Source organism: Klebsiella sp. CN_Kp073 (genome assembly GCF_040065495.2).
GTDB classification, from domain to species: Bacteria; Pseudomonadota; Gammaproteobacteria; order Enterobacterales; family Enterobacteriaceae; genus Klebsiella; species Klebsiella aerogenes.
In genome coordinates this window covers 72,150-87,949 of sequence record NZ_CM198051.1, presented here as the reverse complement: position 1 = coordinate 87,949, position 15,800 = coordinate 72,150, and the positions used below count along the sequence as shown (strand labels likewise).

The following is a 15,800-nucleotide window of genomic DNA, read 5'->3' as shown; positions in this document are numbered from 1 at the left end:
GAATATGCGCTGGCATAAAGGGCGTGACTGATAAGTGAATCAGGCGCGGTTTATCGCGCCGGATGCTTGTAAGTAAGGGACGATAGCTTCAGCGCTGGCGTGTTCCATCACCGCCATGGCATCGGCCAGTTCAATAGCGCTGTCATGGCAAAGGGTATGGAGTAGTGCGGCTTTACCTGCCTCAAACACCGCCGCGCCGACATTAATCTTCGCCACGCCAAATGCCGGGCAGCAGGCAAGCTGATCAAATGGCGTGCCGCTGCCGCCGTGCAGGGCCAAGGGCACCGAAGAGGCTCGCTGCACCTGCGCCAGACGGTCAAAGTCCAGCGCGGGCGTGACCCCAGGCGCATACATGCCGTGGGCCGTGCCGACGGAGACCGCCAGTAAGTCGATACCGGTTTGCTCGATAAACGGAGCGACGTCCTCAGGTTGCGTCATCAGGTCGGCGTTCGTCGCAGAGTCATAGCGCGGAGCATCCGCCAGATGCCCCAATTCCCCTTCAACACACAGCCCGATGCTGGCAGCCAGAGTGGTGACTTCGCGGGTCTGGCGGATATTTTCCGCAAGTGGAAATGCAGAAGCATCAATCATCAACCCGCTGAATCCAGCGCGAAAAGCCTGACGGATCTTCACCGGTTCTTTCCCATGATCGAGACTCAAGGTCACGGGAACGCTGGCCTCTTCGGCAAGGGTCCTGACCACCGCCATCGCCGTCGCTGGAGGGAAATGCGCCAGATGGCCCTGATAGAGATTGAGAATAATCGGCGCGCGGTATTTTTCCGCCACGCGTACCGCGGCGCGGGCACTCTCCAGATTCATACAGTTAATCGCCAGCAGGGCATACTGTTCACGCCAGGCTTTCTCAACCATCTGCTTCATATCGGCAAACATAGGGCCTCCGTTTACTCAAGGGTAAAGGTGATTTTATCATCGGCGACTTTTTGGTCGCTCAGTTCATCAAACTCTTCATCACTCCCCGTGACCGGTTTTTTCCATAGCGACAACATCACGCCGCAGATAACCGTCCCAATCGCCAGCGCCAGACAAAACAGCAGTGGATGGGTGAATAGCGGCACCACAAACATACCGCCATGTGGCACCGGGCTTTCCACGCCCCAGGTCATAATCAAGCCGCCAGCCACCGCTGAAGCCACGACGCAGGATCCCACCACCCGCAGCAGATCGCGGGCCGCGATAGGGATCACCCCTTCGGTGATCATGCAAATACCCATCGGGAAGGCGGCCTTTAACGCTTCACTTTCGGCACGGGTATATTTATGGCGGGTCAGAAGGAAGGACAACGTAATACCGAACGGCGGGATCATGGAGCCGACAAACTTGACCGCCTCCGGCCCATAGACCCCGCTCACCAGCAAGCCATCGGCGAATAACGACATGGTTTTATTCACCGGCCCGCCAAAATCAAAGGTGGCCATCGCGCCAAGAATGGCCCCCAACAGGAATCGTGAACCGCCCTGCATCGACTCCAACAGATGAATCAAGGCCTCCTGCAGCCAGGCAATCGGCTTGCCTATCAGGGTCATCATCAACAGACCGCTGATAATGGTGCTTAATACCGGCAACACCATAATGGGCATCAGCCCTTGCATCGATTTTGGCAATCGAACGTAATGCTTTAACAGCAGCACCGTATAACCCACCAGGAAACCGCCCAGCATCCCGCCGATGAAACCGGTGTGGATTTGCCCGCAGACAAACCCAACTATCAGACCTGGGGCAAAACCGGGTCTGTCGGCGATTGAATATGCAATCGCCGCGCAGATGAGCGGGACGATAAGCCCCATCCCCCAACCGCCGATTTGATTCAACATCCACGGAATGGTGCCGACTTTCTCGGCGACATTGGTACCGCCCAGGACCTGACCGAGGGCAATGCAGATCCCGGCGGCAACAATCAGCGGTATCATCCATGAAATACCCGTTAATAAATGCTTTTTAATTTCCTGCGAAACAGGTGGTTTATTCTCACTCATGGTAGATCCCTCCAGAATAAGGATCAGGCATTAGCTAAGGATTTCTCGACCTTTTCGATAAACTGAATCGGTGATTTAATAACGACCTCCGTTTTCACGCGGACAATTCGTTTGTTTTTAAAACGCTCTTCGCCTTTAATTTTCACATCAACGGCAAGAATAACGACATCGGCGGCAGCGATATCTTCAGTTGTCAGTTCATTCTCAGTACCTATTGTTCCCTGAGTTTCAACTTTGACATTGTGGCCCAGCGCTTTCGCGCCTTTCATTAACTTCTCACGTGCGATATAAGTATGAGCAATACCCGCCGTACAGGCGGCAACACAGACAATATTCATCTCAGACTCCAATAGTTATTGTTAGTAAACATCCGATTCAGCATATTGACTAAAGAGATCAATAATCTTCTGCGGACTGGTTTCTTCGAGCAATTGCGCAATAATGTCATCATCGGCCAACGCTCCAGCGACCTGGGAGAGTAAGCGGATATGGGTGGTATTTTGATCTTCCAGACGGACGGCAAATAAAATAATGCAACGAACCTGGCTTCCATCGAGCGTTTCCCAGGCAATATCCTGACGAGTACGGCCAATGGCGAGCGTAGTATTCAGCACCGCGGATGATTTCCCATGAGGAATAGCGATGTGATTTTCAAATCCGGTCGAACCTTCCGATTCACGCTGCCAAACGTCCTTAATAAACGTTTCGCGACAGCTTATGGCCCCATCTTTCTGCAGCAGGTCGGTTAATTCTTCAATAACTTCCGCTTTAGTCGTGGCCTTCATATCCAGCAATACACGCTTAGTATTTAAAATCCGGCTGATGTCCATATTATTTACCTCATGGATATAAAATTTCATTGCTGGCAGTTGACGTTGCAGCATGGTGTAATTTCTCGGTGATAACTTTTTCTGTTACCCGCTTAATATCGGCATCGTTAAAAAAAGCCGTGACATAGACTACCGGTAACGCAATCTCCGGCAGATGAATGGTTGAAATGACCAGTTCAATATCATCCTGTCGCTGTAGCGTATGTAGACTACCCGCAGGCAGTACGCCGACGATGGTCCAGTCAGGAAAGGCCCTGAGGACCCGGCTTTTCAACAGATGCGAGGTACCAATCCCGGTCGAACACACCAGCAGCACCCGCTTTCTGGCCACCTGCCTCTCCATCGCGGCCTGGAAATGCACGGTTAAATAACCCACTTCATCTTCCGAAACCGCGTTCTCGCCCCAGGCGGCAAATACCTGATTCACCACCCGCAGAGTTAATGGCCACACCTCTGTTAATTCGCCCTTGATATCTTCCAGCAGCGGATTACGGATATAGATACGATAATTCAGCCGGTTGAGCAGCGGCTTGATATGAATGAGCAACCCTTCATATAACGCGGTGTCATGCGTCAGATCGATATCAACCACCGAGGAAAACAGGGCGATCAGCCGGGAGGTGATTTGCCGGGCCTCATCGCTGGAATGTATATTGCGCAGCATGCTGACATCATCACGCTCTTCCACCAGCATGCCGGACGAAATAATGTATTGATAAATAAACCAGCTTTCGTCCTCTGGTAAAGGATGGGCAATACGGGCCTCAATTTTTTGCAGCATATTCTGCGCGATACGAAAGATGGACTCATCAAATAACGGATGTCCCTGTTCCCGGCGCGGTAATGCATTGCCGCGGGTGATGCGATACATCATAATCAGGATATGGGTAAAAATATTGACGTAATACGGCTCGCCCAGTGACCAACTTAATTTTCGTTCCATATCCTGAAGAAGCAACTGCACAAAGATGACATCTTCTTCACCGAAATAATGCACCAGGGCTTTATAGCTACCGCTATCCAGACGGGAGTGAATAATATTTCCTGGTTCATTATGGTTAATAACACCATTAATTAATAAGGCCATAGCCTGGCGAACATGTGATTCACTCCCCTCAATATGAGTGCCGCTCTGGCTACGAATAAGCATCAGACCCAGTGGCCTAATCCATGATTCGATCACTTTTAAATCATTTACAATCGAGGCGCTGCTAATAAAATAACGTTCAGACAATTTACTGATCGATGTTTCGCGCGGCGTTTCACTTAATAACTGAGAAGCAATTTTCACACGCCGGGAATTATTCATCATGGCATCTGTATCATCACTTTCGCTACTGAGTAACTGGTCTAATTGCAACAGATCGGCGACGTTATCAGCCAATAGCATGACGCCCGCGCCGGCACGTTTATCAATACTGATTTTCCAGTCAGAGAGCCATTGTTCAAGAAAACGTAAGTCACGCTGAACTGTTTTTTCTGAAACATTTAAGTATTCAGCCATTTTTAATAACGTAACGTATTCTCGTTTAGGCAAGAGAAATTTTAATAATCTGTTCTGTCGCGAGGTAACCATTTGCATTATTTACCCTTATTGCATAGCAGATTAATGCCAATAAGATATCGCTATACGACGCGATCTCTATGAAAATCATTGAGGATAAATATAGGGAGACGGGGGGTAAACAACAATACTAAATCGTGTCCGGATATCCGGACAGAAATAAGACAAGACAGAGAAATGACCGATATTTATAAGTCAGATCACATTTCAGTCATTAATATACGTGATAACGATCTCAAATTCGCAGAAAGAATAACTCCCGCGATATGCTGCGGGAGTTGTTATTTATAGCGTAATCGTCAGCGCATTGCCCTGGGCGCTCACCACCACGCCCAGTTCGCTGCCGACCTGCGTCCCACCCTGCACTCCTGTTATCTGCGGGATATTGCGCAGACACAGCGTCCAGCCGCGGGCTTCGCCTTCGCCGCTCACGGTGATGGTGTTGCCCTGGCGCTTCGCCTTCAGAGTGAAGATCGCGGAACCGTCGGCCGCCGGAACCTGACAGACCGTTTCATTGCCATCGCCAAGCTGGAACAGCTGGAAGGCGGTGCCTTCATGCCAGGCATAATCGGGTTTCTGGTCGTTGTTGCCCAGCGCCAGCAGGGTGTTGTCACGAACATAGACCGGCAGGCTCAGCGCATTGTGACGCTGCTTATGCCAGCGGCTACCCGGCAATTCATCGTTATGCCACAGATGCGTCCAGCGCCCTTCCGGCAGATAAAACTGCACCTCGCCCGCTTCGGAGAACACCGGCGCCACCAGGACCGAATCGCCCAGCATATACTGGCGGTCGAGATAGTCGCAGGCGGGATCGTCGGGGAACTCGAGCATCATCGAGCGCAACATCGGAGTGGCGAACTCGTTGGCCAGCGCCGCCTGGCGATAGAGATACGGCATCATGCGGCATTTCAACTGCGTGAAGTGGCGCACCACGTCACAGGACTCTTCGTCGTAGGCCCACGGCACACGATAGGATTTGCTGCCGTGCAGGCGGCTGTGGCTGGAGAGCAGGCCAAAGGCGCACCAGCGCTTATAAACGTGGGCTGGCGCGGTATTTTCGAAACCGCCGATATCGTGACTCCAGAAGCCGAAGCCGGACATGCCGATCGACAGCCCGCCGCGCAGGCTTTCCGCCATCGATTCGTAGTTGGCGTAGCAGTCGCCGCCCCAGTGCACCGGGAACTGCTGCGCCCCCACCGAGGCGGAGCGGGCGAACAGCACCGCCTCCTGCTCACCGACGGTCTCTTTCAGCACCTTCCACACCAGCTCGTTATAGATGAATGCGTAGTGGTTGTGCATTTTCTGTGGGTCGGAACCGTCAAACCACTGCACGTCGGTCGGGATACGCTCGCCGAAGTCGGTCTTGAAGCAGTCGACCCCCATCGCCACCAGGCCTTTTAACTTGTCGGCGTACCACTGGCAGGCTTCCGGGTTGGTGAAGTCATAAATCGCCAGCCCCGGCTGCCACTTATCCCACTGCCACAGCGAACCGTCCGGGCGCTTCAGCAGGTAGCCTTTCTCTTTGAGCTCCTTGAACACCGGCGAGCGCTGGCCGATGTAAGGGTTGATCCACACGCAGACCTTCAGCCCTTTCGCCTTCAGACGCTTGATCATCCCCTCCGGGTCCGGGAAAGTTAGCGGATCCCATTCAAAATCGCACCACTGGAAGGCCTTCATCCAGAAGCAGTCGAAGTGGAAGACGTGCAGCGGCAGATGGCGCTCGGCCATACCGTCGATAAAGCTATTTACAGTCGCTTCGTCATAGTTGGTGGTGAACGAGGTCGTCAGCCACAGACCGAACGACCATGCCGGCGGCAGCGCCGGGCGGCCGGTGAACTGGGTATAGCGGTTAAGCACCGCTTTCGGCGTCGGGCCGTCGATCACGAAGTACTCGAGGTGTTCGCCTTCAACGCTGAACTGGACTTTAGAGACTTTCTCCGAGCCCACCTCGAAAGAGACGCGCTGCGGGTGATTCACCAGCACGCCATAGCCACGGTTGGTCAGGTAGAACGGGATGTTCTTGTAGGATTGCTCAGTGCTGGTGCCGCCGTCTTCGTTCCAGGTTTCTACCGTCTGGCCGTTGCGCACCAGCGCGGTAAAGCGCTCGCCGAGGCCGTAGACGGTTTCGCCGACGCCGAGGTCGAGGCGCTCAAACATGTAGTTGCGCTGGGTCTTACTATCCTGCACGTAGCCATTGTTTTTCAGTTGGCTACCGGTGATACGCACGCCGTCGCGCAGAAAATCCAGCGCCCAGAATTCACCTTTAGTCACCCGCACGCTGAGGCTGCCGCTTTTCAGCTCGGCGAACTCTGCCGTATTTTCTATTTCGACATGGACGTCTTTCTGCACGCTCAGCGGATAGTGCGGACCGTTATCCAGCGCGCCCTGAAAGTGCTCCATGCGCACGCCGATTATCCCTTCCTGAGGCGAGAAAAAGCGCAGGGTGAACAATGGCGTATCCAGCTGCCAGGCGCGTTCGCGGACATCGCGCGGCGCGGCATAAACCACCATTTCATTCCCCTGCTGCTCCACCTCGTAAACCTGTACGGGTTGGATCAGGTTGAGCCCTGGTTGAATGAGCCAGTTTCCATCACTGATTTTCATTAAAACGTCCTCTTAGTTTTGCCATTCTTTGTCGATCGGGGCTGCCGTGAATTCTTGTTCGTTGCGACGCGCGCCCTCGGCCAGCTCGGCCATCATTTTTTTCAGGAACGGCGTTTTTAGCGTGTAGTAGCGTTTGGCGATTACCGCGCTCAGCAGGTAGCACACCGCCGGAACGAGGGTGAACAAGGCGATAATGATGGTGAGGGTGGCGCTGTTCTGGGTTTTAGCGGCGGCGTCATAGCCGCCGCCGGCCAGCATCCAGCCGATCAGCGCGCCGCCCAGCGCCAGCCCCAACTTGAGCACAAACAGGGTGCCGGCGAAGCTGATGCCGGTCAGGCGTTTGCCGTTGCACCATTCGCCGTAGTCGACGGTGTCGGACATCATCACCCACTGGATTGGCGTCACCAGCTGGTGCAGTACGCCAATGATGAAGATAAAGACGAACATGGTGATTTCGGCGTCCATCGGTACGAAGAACATCGCCACGCTGAGCACCGCCAGGAGGGCGTTGGTCCACCAGAAGACGCTGACTTTGCATTTCCAGTCGGTCAGCGGCTTCGCCAGCGCCGAGCCAATCAGGTTGCCAACGCAGTAGGTGGTGAGGAAGACGGTGAACAGCGCCGCCGAGCCCATGATCCAGGTGGTGTAGTACATCATCGCGCCGCCGCGAACGCAGACCGCGAGGATATTGAGGATGGTGAGTACGCCGACCACCCGCCACTGGTCGTTGCGCCAGATATCGCGCAGGTCTTCACGCATCGAGGTACTGCTCGGCGGCGCTTCGACACGCTCTTTGGTGGTGAAAAAACAGAAGGCCAGCATCAGGAAGGCGACCACCGAGAGCACCGCAATGCCGCCCTGGAAGCCCAGCGCTTTATCTTCGCCGCCGATAAAGTTGACCAGCGGCATCATCAGCACGGTGGAGAGCATGCCCCCCGCCGTCGCCAGCACGAAGCGCCAGGACTGCAGCGAGATGCGCTGCGTCGGGTTATCGGTGATCACGCCGCCGAGCGCGCAGTAGGGGATATTCACCACGGTGTAGAGCAGGGTCAGCAGCGTGTAGGTCACGGCGGCGTAGATCAGCTTGCCGTTGTGGCTTAAATCTGGCGAACTGTAGGCCAGCACGCAGACGAGACCGAACGGGATAGCGCCGAAGAGGATCCACGGGCGGAACTTACCCCAGCGGCTGCGGGTACGGTCGGCAAGCAGGCCCATGCACGGGTCGGAAATCGCATCCAGCGCCCGCGCCAGCAGGAACATGGTACCGACAAATCCGGCGGGGATACCGAAAATATCGGTGTAGAAAAACATCATGTATAACATGACGTTATCAAAAATAATGTGGCTGGCGGCGTCACCCATACCGTAGCCGATTTTCTCTTTGACGGACAGAATATGATCTTTCATTTGCGCACTATTCCCTTAGCGGCACCGCGGATTGGTACCGGTTACGGTTTTTTTAAACCTTTGGCGCAGTAAGATGAATTGCGATATCTCGTTATCAAATTACGTTTCTTGTTTTCTGTGATCGCGGTAGCCCGAAAGAGTGTGAAAAAGTGTAACCCATGGATTTTGAACGGATTTGTCTCAGACTGTTCTGCAAAGTCCAGTTTTAACAGTAAAAAAGTGCGTTTAGGTATGTGGTAAATGCCTGAAAGTAGCTATAATGCGCCCCGCCTCCATGTAGCAATCGAGGCGCGGAAGATCGTCATCTCCGGTGAGGTGGCTGGACTTCAAATCCAGTTGGGGCCGCCAGCGGTCCCGGGCAGGTTCAACTCCTGTGATCTTCCGCCAAAGTTTCTCATTCTCTATCGGCCATTCGGCATATATTAAATATTCTGCTGTTAGCCTACCCTGTTGAATACTTCCTTCTGGAAGTTGTATTTCTCACATCTAAATACAACATATCCAAACAACGATAACGCCAGCGGTCTTATCTGGAATCAAAACAGCAATAATTTATTTGTGACCTTCTTTCAGCTATTGCAAAAGATATTGGTTATGATTTTGAGCGCGTTCAGTTACAAACTGCTATCTACTCGCCAATAGCACACGGTGAAATTGAAAACGATCAATTAAAAATAAGAAAGGGTCTGGCATCCATAATCACTGATGAAGGGACTATAAAATGGAGATTGTTGGTGTTCCCAGCCGAGAGGAGAGTTAAGTTCATCGACCCCATCAGGTACTCGCAATATCTGATAAGTGCTAACCTCACCAACTATCAAGGAGTTGATTATGGCTGATTTTCATTCTACCCCAGATATCACCGCTAGCGGAACCGAGCGTCAGCTGCTGGTTGGCTATCGGCCCAATGGCCAGGATACCAGTACACTAAGTCTTACCCTTTCCGGCAAGTGGCTACGCGAAGCGGGATTCGATACCGGGAAGCCGGTCACGGTTAAGGTGATGGATGGCTGCATTGTATTGCTGCCTCTCAGCGATAAAGAAGAGAAGCTAACAGCCGAATTACGGCATATTCAACAATCGCTGAAAAGCGTCAACGGCACGCTGCAACATACCTGATAGCGCGAGCAAGAAAAATCCCCGGGTGGCGGCTAGCGCCTTACCCGGGCTACCAGACGGCGCAGAACCGTAGCCCTGCTGAGCGCAGCGCGAGCAGGGAAATTCCTCGGATTACGGCTGCCTTAACACCCGCAAACGCGCCAGATTAATCGTTCGTCTAATGAAATTTATGCCCCGCTTCTGACATACTCTACCGTTGTGAACAGGTTGACCCGGAGACCATATGGCAAAGGAAAATATAACGTCGTCCCCAGCAGGTGAGTTCATTATGTTTGCCAGCGGTGATGGGAAAGTGTGCGTTGAATGCCGTTTTGAGTCAGACACAATCTGGTTATCCCAGGCGACAATGGCTGAACTGTACGATAAAGACGTTCGGACTATTAATGAGCATTTAATCAATATCTTCTCTGAAGGTGAACTTGCTCAAAATTCAACTATCCGGAAATTCCGGATAGTTCGCCAGGAAGGAAAACGCCAGGTTTCCAGGGAGATAGATCATTACAATCTTGAAGCCATACTCGCTGTTGGCTATCGCGTTCGCTCCTCTCGCGGCACGCAGTTCCGCCAGTGGGCGACCCAGACGCTCCAGGAATACCTGATCAAAGGTTTTGTGATGGACGATGAGCGGCTGAAGAATCCGCCTGTGGGTTCATCGGCTGTACCCGACTATTTCGATGAGATGCTGGAGCGTATCCGCGATATTCGCGCCAGCGAACGCCGCGTTTATTTGCGGGTGCGAGAGATTTTTGCATTAGCGGCTGACTATCAACCATCGCTAAAAGAAACCACGCAGTTTTTTCAAACTATCCAGAACAAGTTACATTTTGCCTGTACCGGACATACCGCCGCTGAGCTCATTCATCAACGTGCTGACGCAAGTCTGCCGCATATGGGGCTGACCAGCTATAGAGGTGAGTAGCTCAGGATCCCCTGCCCCCTCACAAGCCAAATCATCTGGGGCTTATGGGGGCTAACTCATTGAAAAGCGTCAACAGCACGTTGCAACATGCCTGATAGCGAGCAAGCCCCCGAGCGGCGGCTAGCGCCTTACCCGGGCTACCAGACGGCGCAGAACAGTAGCCCTGCTGAGCGCAGCGCGAGCAGGGAAAATTCCCGCCTCAGAAGTAATAGCCAATATTGACGTTAGTGCGAAAGTACCATTTGCCGCTGCCCTCGGACTGGGTGCTGGTCCAGCCGGTAGCGTTCAGCGCGCCGCCCCACGGATTAACGTTCTTCGCCCAGCTGAGATCGACCCAGAACATCACCGGCAGAGCGAAGACCTGTACGCCAAGGGTGTTCATCTGCGAATCGCTCCAGCCGCTTTTATCTTTCCACAGCACGCTGTAGTCATTGTAAAAACGCAGCTTCGACACGCCGCCCCACTTCACGTCGACATCGCGGGCGACGTTCAGCGACGCGGTCGTCGCTTTCGCCGGGATCAGGTAGGCCGGCGTCAGGCCGTTGCCGCCCATCAGAATCGTATCGTCGCTGACGCCCGCCGGATTCTTCGGATCGTATTGGTAGCGAATCAGTTGCGAGGTCAGTTGCCACGGCCCGTTATGTAACATGCCGTGCACGCCTGCCGCCCAGAAGGTGCCGTCGTCGTCGGTCTCGCGGTTGTGCAACCGCGCCAGCGCCAGCGAGCCGCCCAGCTCGTTATTCCAGCCGCCGCCGTGAAAATCCCGCGCAATACGCACATTCACCTGGTCGCGCTTTTCATTATGCTGCTGATGCTGAGTCGGATAGATAGTGTTTTTTAGCCGATCGTAATCGCCAACGTCCGGCGCATAGCGCAAATTCTCCGGTTCCATCCACGGGAAATAGGCCACATCCAGCGACCAGTTATTATCGTGATATTGATAATTCACGCCGCTACCGGCGCTCACGCCAAAGCCTAAATAAAACGGAATACCATAGGACCAGCCAAATTGCGGATAAGGCTCAAGGCCAAATGGTTTGCCGGGGATCCCCAGTTGAATATTATTATTGTTGTCGAAGCGATACCCTACGTAAGCGCGGTCGATGGCGTATTTACGGTGATCCTGAAACCAGAACCCGGCATCAAAGAAATAATTATCATAGAAGCCGCTGCTGTCGATACGGAAGGTATCAAAACGCAGATGCGGCGGGTTGCGGTAATTACTGCCTTTCCAGTCCTCATAGCGATAGTTCGCCCGCAGCGCGCCGCCGAAATCCAGCCCGGCGAGATTATCCGCGCTGCGCCAGCCGATATGCGGGAACGGCTTGCCGTCGTCCGCCAGCGCCAGCCCGCTGGTCGCGGCTGCCAGCAGCAGAGAAAGGAGTATTTTACGCATAGCACATCCCTCACTTTATTTTTATAAGCGATAAAAGACCGTCGATTAATATCGACTTATTATTTTGTCTCAGTGGTGAAACTCTTAATTAAATAGCATGATGTTTTTATTTTGTTCCAAATATGAAACTCTGTTTATTATTTGATAGAAGAAAAATCGCACGCAGGATGTCGGGCGTCAAGGTATAAACCTTGAGCCATAACGCAATATTATTATTCTTCCGGAGTGATATTAATATTTGCGACATGGAGGAGGTAACTTTCTCAAATATGAAACACTATGTTTATGGTAATTTATATTGTTGAACCATCATGGTCCTGGTACCTGACCATCGTACTGTTTATCTGTAGTGGCAGGCGGGCGCAGGATGGGTGGTGTCGCCGATTTTCACTTTTTTTATATAACTGTTATCGCCGCCGGGCCGTTTTTCCCGACGGTAGAGCGGTCTATCCTCGACACATTCACACCATGAATCCTTTTTTGTAGACCGGAGAACCTATGAAAGCCATTGCTATTACCCAGGCCGCCGTCGACGGCAACAACATCCCCTTTTTACGCGATATCGATCTGCCGGATCCGCAGGCGCAGGGGCACGATCTGCTGGTCGAGGTCAAAGCCATTTCGGTGAACCCGGTCGACACCAAAGTGCGCGCCGGGTTTAATGCCGATACCCCGCGGGTGCTGGGCTGGGATGCGGTTGGCGTGGTGAAAGCCGTTGGCGATGCGGTGACGCTGTTCACGCCGGGCGATGAAGTGTGGTACGCCGGCGCGCTGGGCCGCCCCGGCAGCAACAGCGAACTGCAGCTGGTTGATGAACGCATCGTGGCGCTGAAGCCGCGCTCGCTGGAGAATGCCGCCGCCGCCGCGCTGCCTCTGACCGCTATCACCGCCTGGGAATTGCTGTTCCACCGCCTTGGCGTGCAGGAAGGCGGTAACGCCGGCGATACGCTGCTGATTGTCGGCGCGGCGGGCGGCGTTGGCTCTATCCTTACCCAGTTGGCCAGCAAACTCACCAACATGACGGTAATTGGCACCGCATCGCGCCCGGAAAGCCAGAAGTGGGTACGCGAGGCCGGGGCGCATCACGTCATCGACCACAGCAAACCGCTCGGTGAAGAACTGGCGAAAATCGGCATTCATGCCGTGACCCACGTCGCCAGCCTGACCAATACCGATCAGCACTTTAACGAACTGATCGCCGCGCTCGCCCCGCAGGGTAAGCTGGCGCTGATTGATGACCCGGAGAGCCTGGACGTGGTGCCGCTGAAAGCGAAAAGCATTTCGCTGCACTGGGAATTTATGTTCACCCGCTCAATGTTTGAGACGGATGATATGATCGCCCAACATCAGCTACTGACCCGCGTCGCCGCGTTGATTGACGATAACACGCTGCGCACCACCCTTGGCGAACACTACGGAACCATCAACGCCGCCAATCTGCAAAAAGCCCACGCTAAGTTGGAAACCGGGCGCTCGGTCGGCAAAATCGTGCTGGAGGGTTTCTAAATGCGCGACGACACTATTGCGCTTATCGCGGTTCTGAAGGCGAAAGCCGGGCAAACCGAGGCCCTGCGCGACGCGCTGCAGGCGCTGCTGCTGCCAACCCGCGAGGAGCAGGGTAATCTCGACTACGCGCTGTTTCAGCTGCGCGACGCGCCGGATACCTTCTACATGCGTGAGTCCTGGCGCGACCAGCAGGCGCTGGATGAGCATATCGCTCAGCCCTACTTCCAGGCCTTTATCGGCCAGATGGAGATCTTGCTCGCCGAGCCGCTGCGGCTGGATTATCTGACGCCGATCGCGCCTTGATATCACGAGCGCCTCATCTCGGTGAGGCGCCTTTTTTAACCCTTCGAGCTGCGCTTTTCTCATCCTGCCTTAGCCAGGCTACGCTTACCCTTGCCGCGCAAAAAACGCTCACTCCCTTCCGCTTGATTTATCACGCTATTGCACAAGAGGTAATGCTATGCAGATCAACGCTATAGGTACGTACTCCGCCAGCCAGCCGCTCGAATCGATGTCTATCACCCGCCGCGAACCCGGCCCACAGGATGTGCAGATCGCCATTGCATACTGCGGCGTCTGCCATTCCGATCTCCATCAGGCGCGAGCGGAATGGGCCGGGACACTGTATCCCTGCGTGCCGGGCCATGAAATCGTTGGCCGGGTGACGGCGGTCGGCGATGCCGTCTCAGGTTACGCCGTAGGCGATCTGGTGGGCGTAGGCTGTATGGTGGATAGCTGTAAGCAGTGCGAGGAGTGCGCTGAAGGGTTGGAGAACTACTGCGACCATATGGTGCTGACCTATAACGGGCCGACCCAGGACGCGCCAGGGCACACGCTCGGCGGTTATTCACAGCAGATCGTGGTCAATGAACGCTACGTATTGCGGATAAATCATCCCGAAGCGCAGCTCGCCGCCGTCGCGCCGCTGTTGTGCGCCGGGATCACTACCTATTCGCCGCTGCGCCACTGGCACGCCGGGCCGGGCAAAAAAGTCGGCGTCGTCGGCATCGGCGGGTTGGGGCATATGGGGATCAAGTTGGCCCACGCCATGGGGGCCCACGTGGTGGCCTTTACCACCTCCGAATCCAAGCGCGACGCGGCCAGAGCGTTGGGCGCGGATGAGGTCGTAGTGTCGCGTAACGAAGACGAAATGGCGGCCCACGCCAAAAGCTTCGATTTCATCCTCAACACCGTGGCGGCGCCGCACAACCTCGATGCCTTCACCACGCTGCTAAAACGCGATGGCACCATGACGCTGGTTGGCGCCCCGGCCACGCCGCATCCGTCGCCTGAAGTGTTCAATTTGATCTTCCGTCGCCGCTCGATTGCCGGCTCGATGATCGGCGGTATCCCGGAAACCCAGGAGATGCTCGACTTCTGCGCCGAACACGGCATCGTCGCCGATATCGAGCTGATTCGCGGCGATCAGATCAACGAAGCCTGGGAAAGAATGGTCAAGGGCGACGTGAAATATCGCTTCGTGATCGACAGTTCGACCCTCGCCGGCTAAACGCCGCGGCGGAAAGTCCGCCGCCACTCCGTCGGGCTGACGCCAAAACGCGCTTTAAACTGCTGGCGCCAGGTGACGGCGGAAAGATAGCCCACAGCTTCCGCCACCTGCTCGACCGGCAAATCCCCCGCTTCGAGCAGGCTCTGGCTACGGCGCAGACGCTCGGCGGTCAACCAGTCGGCGATGCTCATCCCGGTCGCCCGGGCGAAGTGGCGGGTCAGCGTACGGCGGCTCATCGCCACCACCTCGGCCAGCGAATCAAGATTATGCGGCTCGGCAATGTGCTGCTGCAGATAATCCAGCAGACAGTTCATCCGCGCATCGCGGGTGTTGCGCGGCACCGGCTGGGCGATAAACTGCGCCTGGCCGCCCTCGCGGTGCGGCGGCACGATCATCCTCCGGGCGATCTGGTTGGCGGCGAGGCTGCCAAAACGCTGGCGAATGATATACAGGCAGCAATCTAGCGCCGCCGCGGTCCCCGCCGAGGTAATCACCTTCTGGTCATCGACGTACAGGGCGTTGATATCAAGCTGAACCTGCGGAAACAGGCGCTGGAAATCCTGCTCGAACTCCCAGTGGGTCGCCGCCCGCTTACCGTCGAGCAGCCCGGCGTAGCCAAGGACAAACGCGCCGAGGCACAGGCCGACGATTTCCGCGCCGTTATCGCGCGCTCGAACCAAACTCGCGATCAGCGCCTGCGGCGGGCGCTGGTTAACCTCGCCCCAGTAGGGCACCACCACGATATCGGCCTGTTCCATCGCGGTAAAATCGCCGCTGGCGTATAGCGCAAAGCCGTCGCGGGCGCTGAGTAATCCCGGCTGTTCGGCGCAAATCTGCAGATTAAAACGTTTGGTTTCCGAGACCGTATCGCCAAACAGCATACAGGGGACAGCATAATGAAACGGGCTAAAGCCCTCTACGGCGACAATCGCCACGTCGGTTAATTTCATC

At 54.8% G+C, this 15,800-nt stretch carries 14 protein-coding genes, 1 tRNA gene and 1 pseudogene; 7 read left to right on the top strand and 9 right to left on the bottom strand.

All coding sequences use genetic code 11. The features are described 5' to 3' along the window. Positions 1–39: 39 nt before the first annotated feature. The 7 genes from ABLV66_RS00450 to ABLV66_RS00420 form a co-directional block, all read right to left on the bottom strand. A complete protein-coding gene (locus tag ABLV66_RS00450) occupies positions 40–891 on the bottom strand; it encodes a class II fructose-bisphosphate aldolase (RefSeq protein ID WP_348876615.1) in 852 nt (283 codons plus the stop codon). A gap of 11 nt (positions 892–902) precedes the next feature. Further along, the gene (locus tag ABLV66_RS00445) at positions 903–1,994 is read right to left on the bottom strand and encodes a PTS fructose transporter subunit IIC (RefSeq protein WP_348876616.1); all 1,092 of its coding nucleotides are present in this window, start codon (positions 1,992–1,994) and stop codon (positions 903–905) included. 23 nt (positions 1,995–2,017) lie between these two features. Then, positions 2,018–2,332 (bottom strand): PTS fructose transporter subunit IIB, encoded by a 315-nt coding sequence (locus tag ABLV66_RS00440; protein WP_015369119.1) that lies wholly within the window; start codon positions 2,330–2,332, stop codon positions 2,018–2,020. Positions 2,333–2,353: 21 nt separating this feature from the next. Further along, positions 2,354–2,824, bottom strand: coding sequence for a PTS sugar transporter subunit IIA (locus tag ABLV66_RS00435; protein WP_074386932.1), 471 nt, complete (start codon positions 2,822–2,824; stop codon positions 2,354–2,356). A 10-nt stretch (positions 2,825–2,834) separates the two neighbouring features. Then, positions 2,835–4,406 carry a BglG family transcription antiterminator gene (locus ABLV66_RS00430; RefSeq protein ID WP_348876617.1) on the bottom strand — a complete coding sequence of 524 codons (1,572 nt, stop codon included), beginning with the start codon at positions 4,404–4,406 and terminating at the stop codon, positions 2,835–2,837. Positions 4,407–4,673: 267 nt separating this feature from the next. Next, positions 4,674–6,992, bottom strand: coding sequence for an alpha-xylosidase (gene yicI, locus ABLV66_RS00425; RefSeq protein WP_348876618.1), 2,319 nt, complete (start codon positions 6,990–6,992; stop codon positions 4,674–4,676). A 12-nt stretch (positions 6,993–7,004) separates the two neighbouring features. Further along, a complete protein-coding gene (locus ABLV66_RS00420; RefSeq protein WP_194400742.1) occupies positions 7,005–8,399 on the bottom strand; it encodes a glycoside-pentoside-hexuronide family transporter in 1,395 nt (464 codons plus the stop codon). A 292-nt stretch (positions 8,400–8,691) separates the two neighbouring features. Here ABLV66_RS00420 and ABLV66_RS00415 point away from each other — a divergent pair. The 4 genes and pseudogenes from ABLV66_RS00415 to rhuM all read left to right on the top strand — a co-directional run. Then, positions 8,692–8,786, top strand: a tRNA-Sec gene (locus ABLV66_RS00415). A gap of 167 nt (positions 8,787–8,953) precedes the next feature. After that, positions 8,954–9,238 (top strand): DUF6680 family protein, encoded by a 285-nt coding sequence (locus ABLV66_RS00410; protein WP_317852636.1) that lies wholly within the window; start codon positions 8,954–8,956, stop codon positions 9,236–9,238. Continuing rightward, positions 9,231–9,518, top strand: coding sequence for a SymE family type I addiction module toxin (locus tag ABLV66_RS00405; RefSeq protein ID WP_063416204.1), 288 nt, complete (start codon positions 9,231–9,233; stop codon positions 9,516–9,518). Before ABLV66_RS00410 ends, ABLV66_RS00405 begins: the two co-directional genes overlap by 8 nt. A gap of 223 nt (positions 9,519–9,741) precedes the next feature. Next, a pseudogene (rhuM, locus tag ABLV66_RS00400) lies at positions 9,742–10,434 on the top strand (RhuM family protein); the annotation flags it as partial. 202 nt (positions 10,435–10,636) lie between these two features. Here the strand turns inward: rhuM and ABLV66_RS00395 are convergent. Continuing rightward, entirely contained in the window at positions 10,637–11,833 is a 1,197-nt protein-coding gene (locus ABLV66_RS00395; RefSeq protein ID WP_015703847.1) for a porin family protein, read from the bottom strand. Between the two features lie 498 nt (positions 11,834–12,331). Here ABLV66_RS00395 and ABLV66_RS00390 point away from each other — a divergent pair, with 498 nt between their 5' ends. The 3 genes from ABLV66_RS00390 (at position 12,332) to ABLV66_RS00380 (ending at position 14,849) form a co-directional block, all read left to right on the top strand. Then, a complete protein-coding gene (locus tag ABLV66_RS00390; protein WP_348876619.1) occupies positions 12,332–13,339 on the top strand; it encodes a zinc-binding alcohol dehydrogenase family protein in 1,008 nt (335 codons plus the stop codon). Beyond that, positions 13,340–13,642 (top strand): putative quinol monooxygenase, encoded by a 303-nt coding sequence (locus ABLV66_RS00385; protein WP_238984208.1) that lies wholly within the window; start codon positions 13,340–13,342, stop codon positions 13,640–13,642. 157 nt (positions 13,643–13,799) lie between these two features. Then, entirely contained in the window at positions 13,800–14,849 is a 1,050-nt protein-coding gene (locus tag ABLV66_RS00380) for an NAD(P)-dependent alcohol dehydrogenase (protein ID WP_047047612.1), read from the top strand. On the opposite strand, the gene ABLV66_RS00375 is transcribed toward ABLV66_RS00380, so the two are convergent. After that, on the bottom strand, positions 14,846–15,799 hold the full coding sequence (locus ABLV66_RS00375) for a GlxA family transcriptional regulator (protein ID WP_348876622.1): 954 nt from the start codon (positions 15,797–15,799) through the stop codon (positions 14,846–14,848). The genes ABLV66_RS00380 and ABLV66_RS00375 overlap by 4 nt on opposite strands. Between the last annotated feature and the right edge of the window lies 1 nt (position 15,800).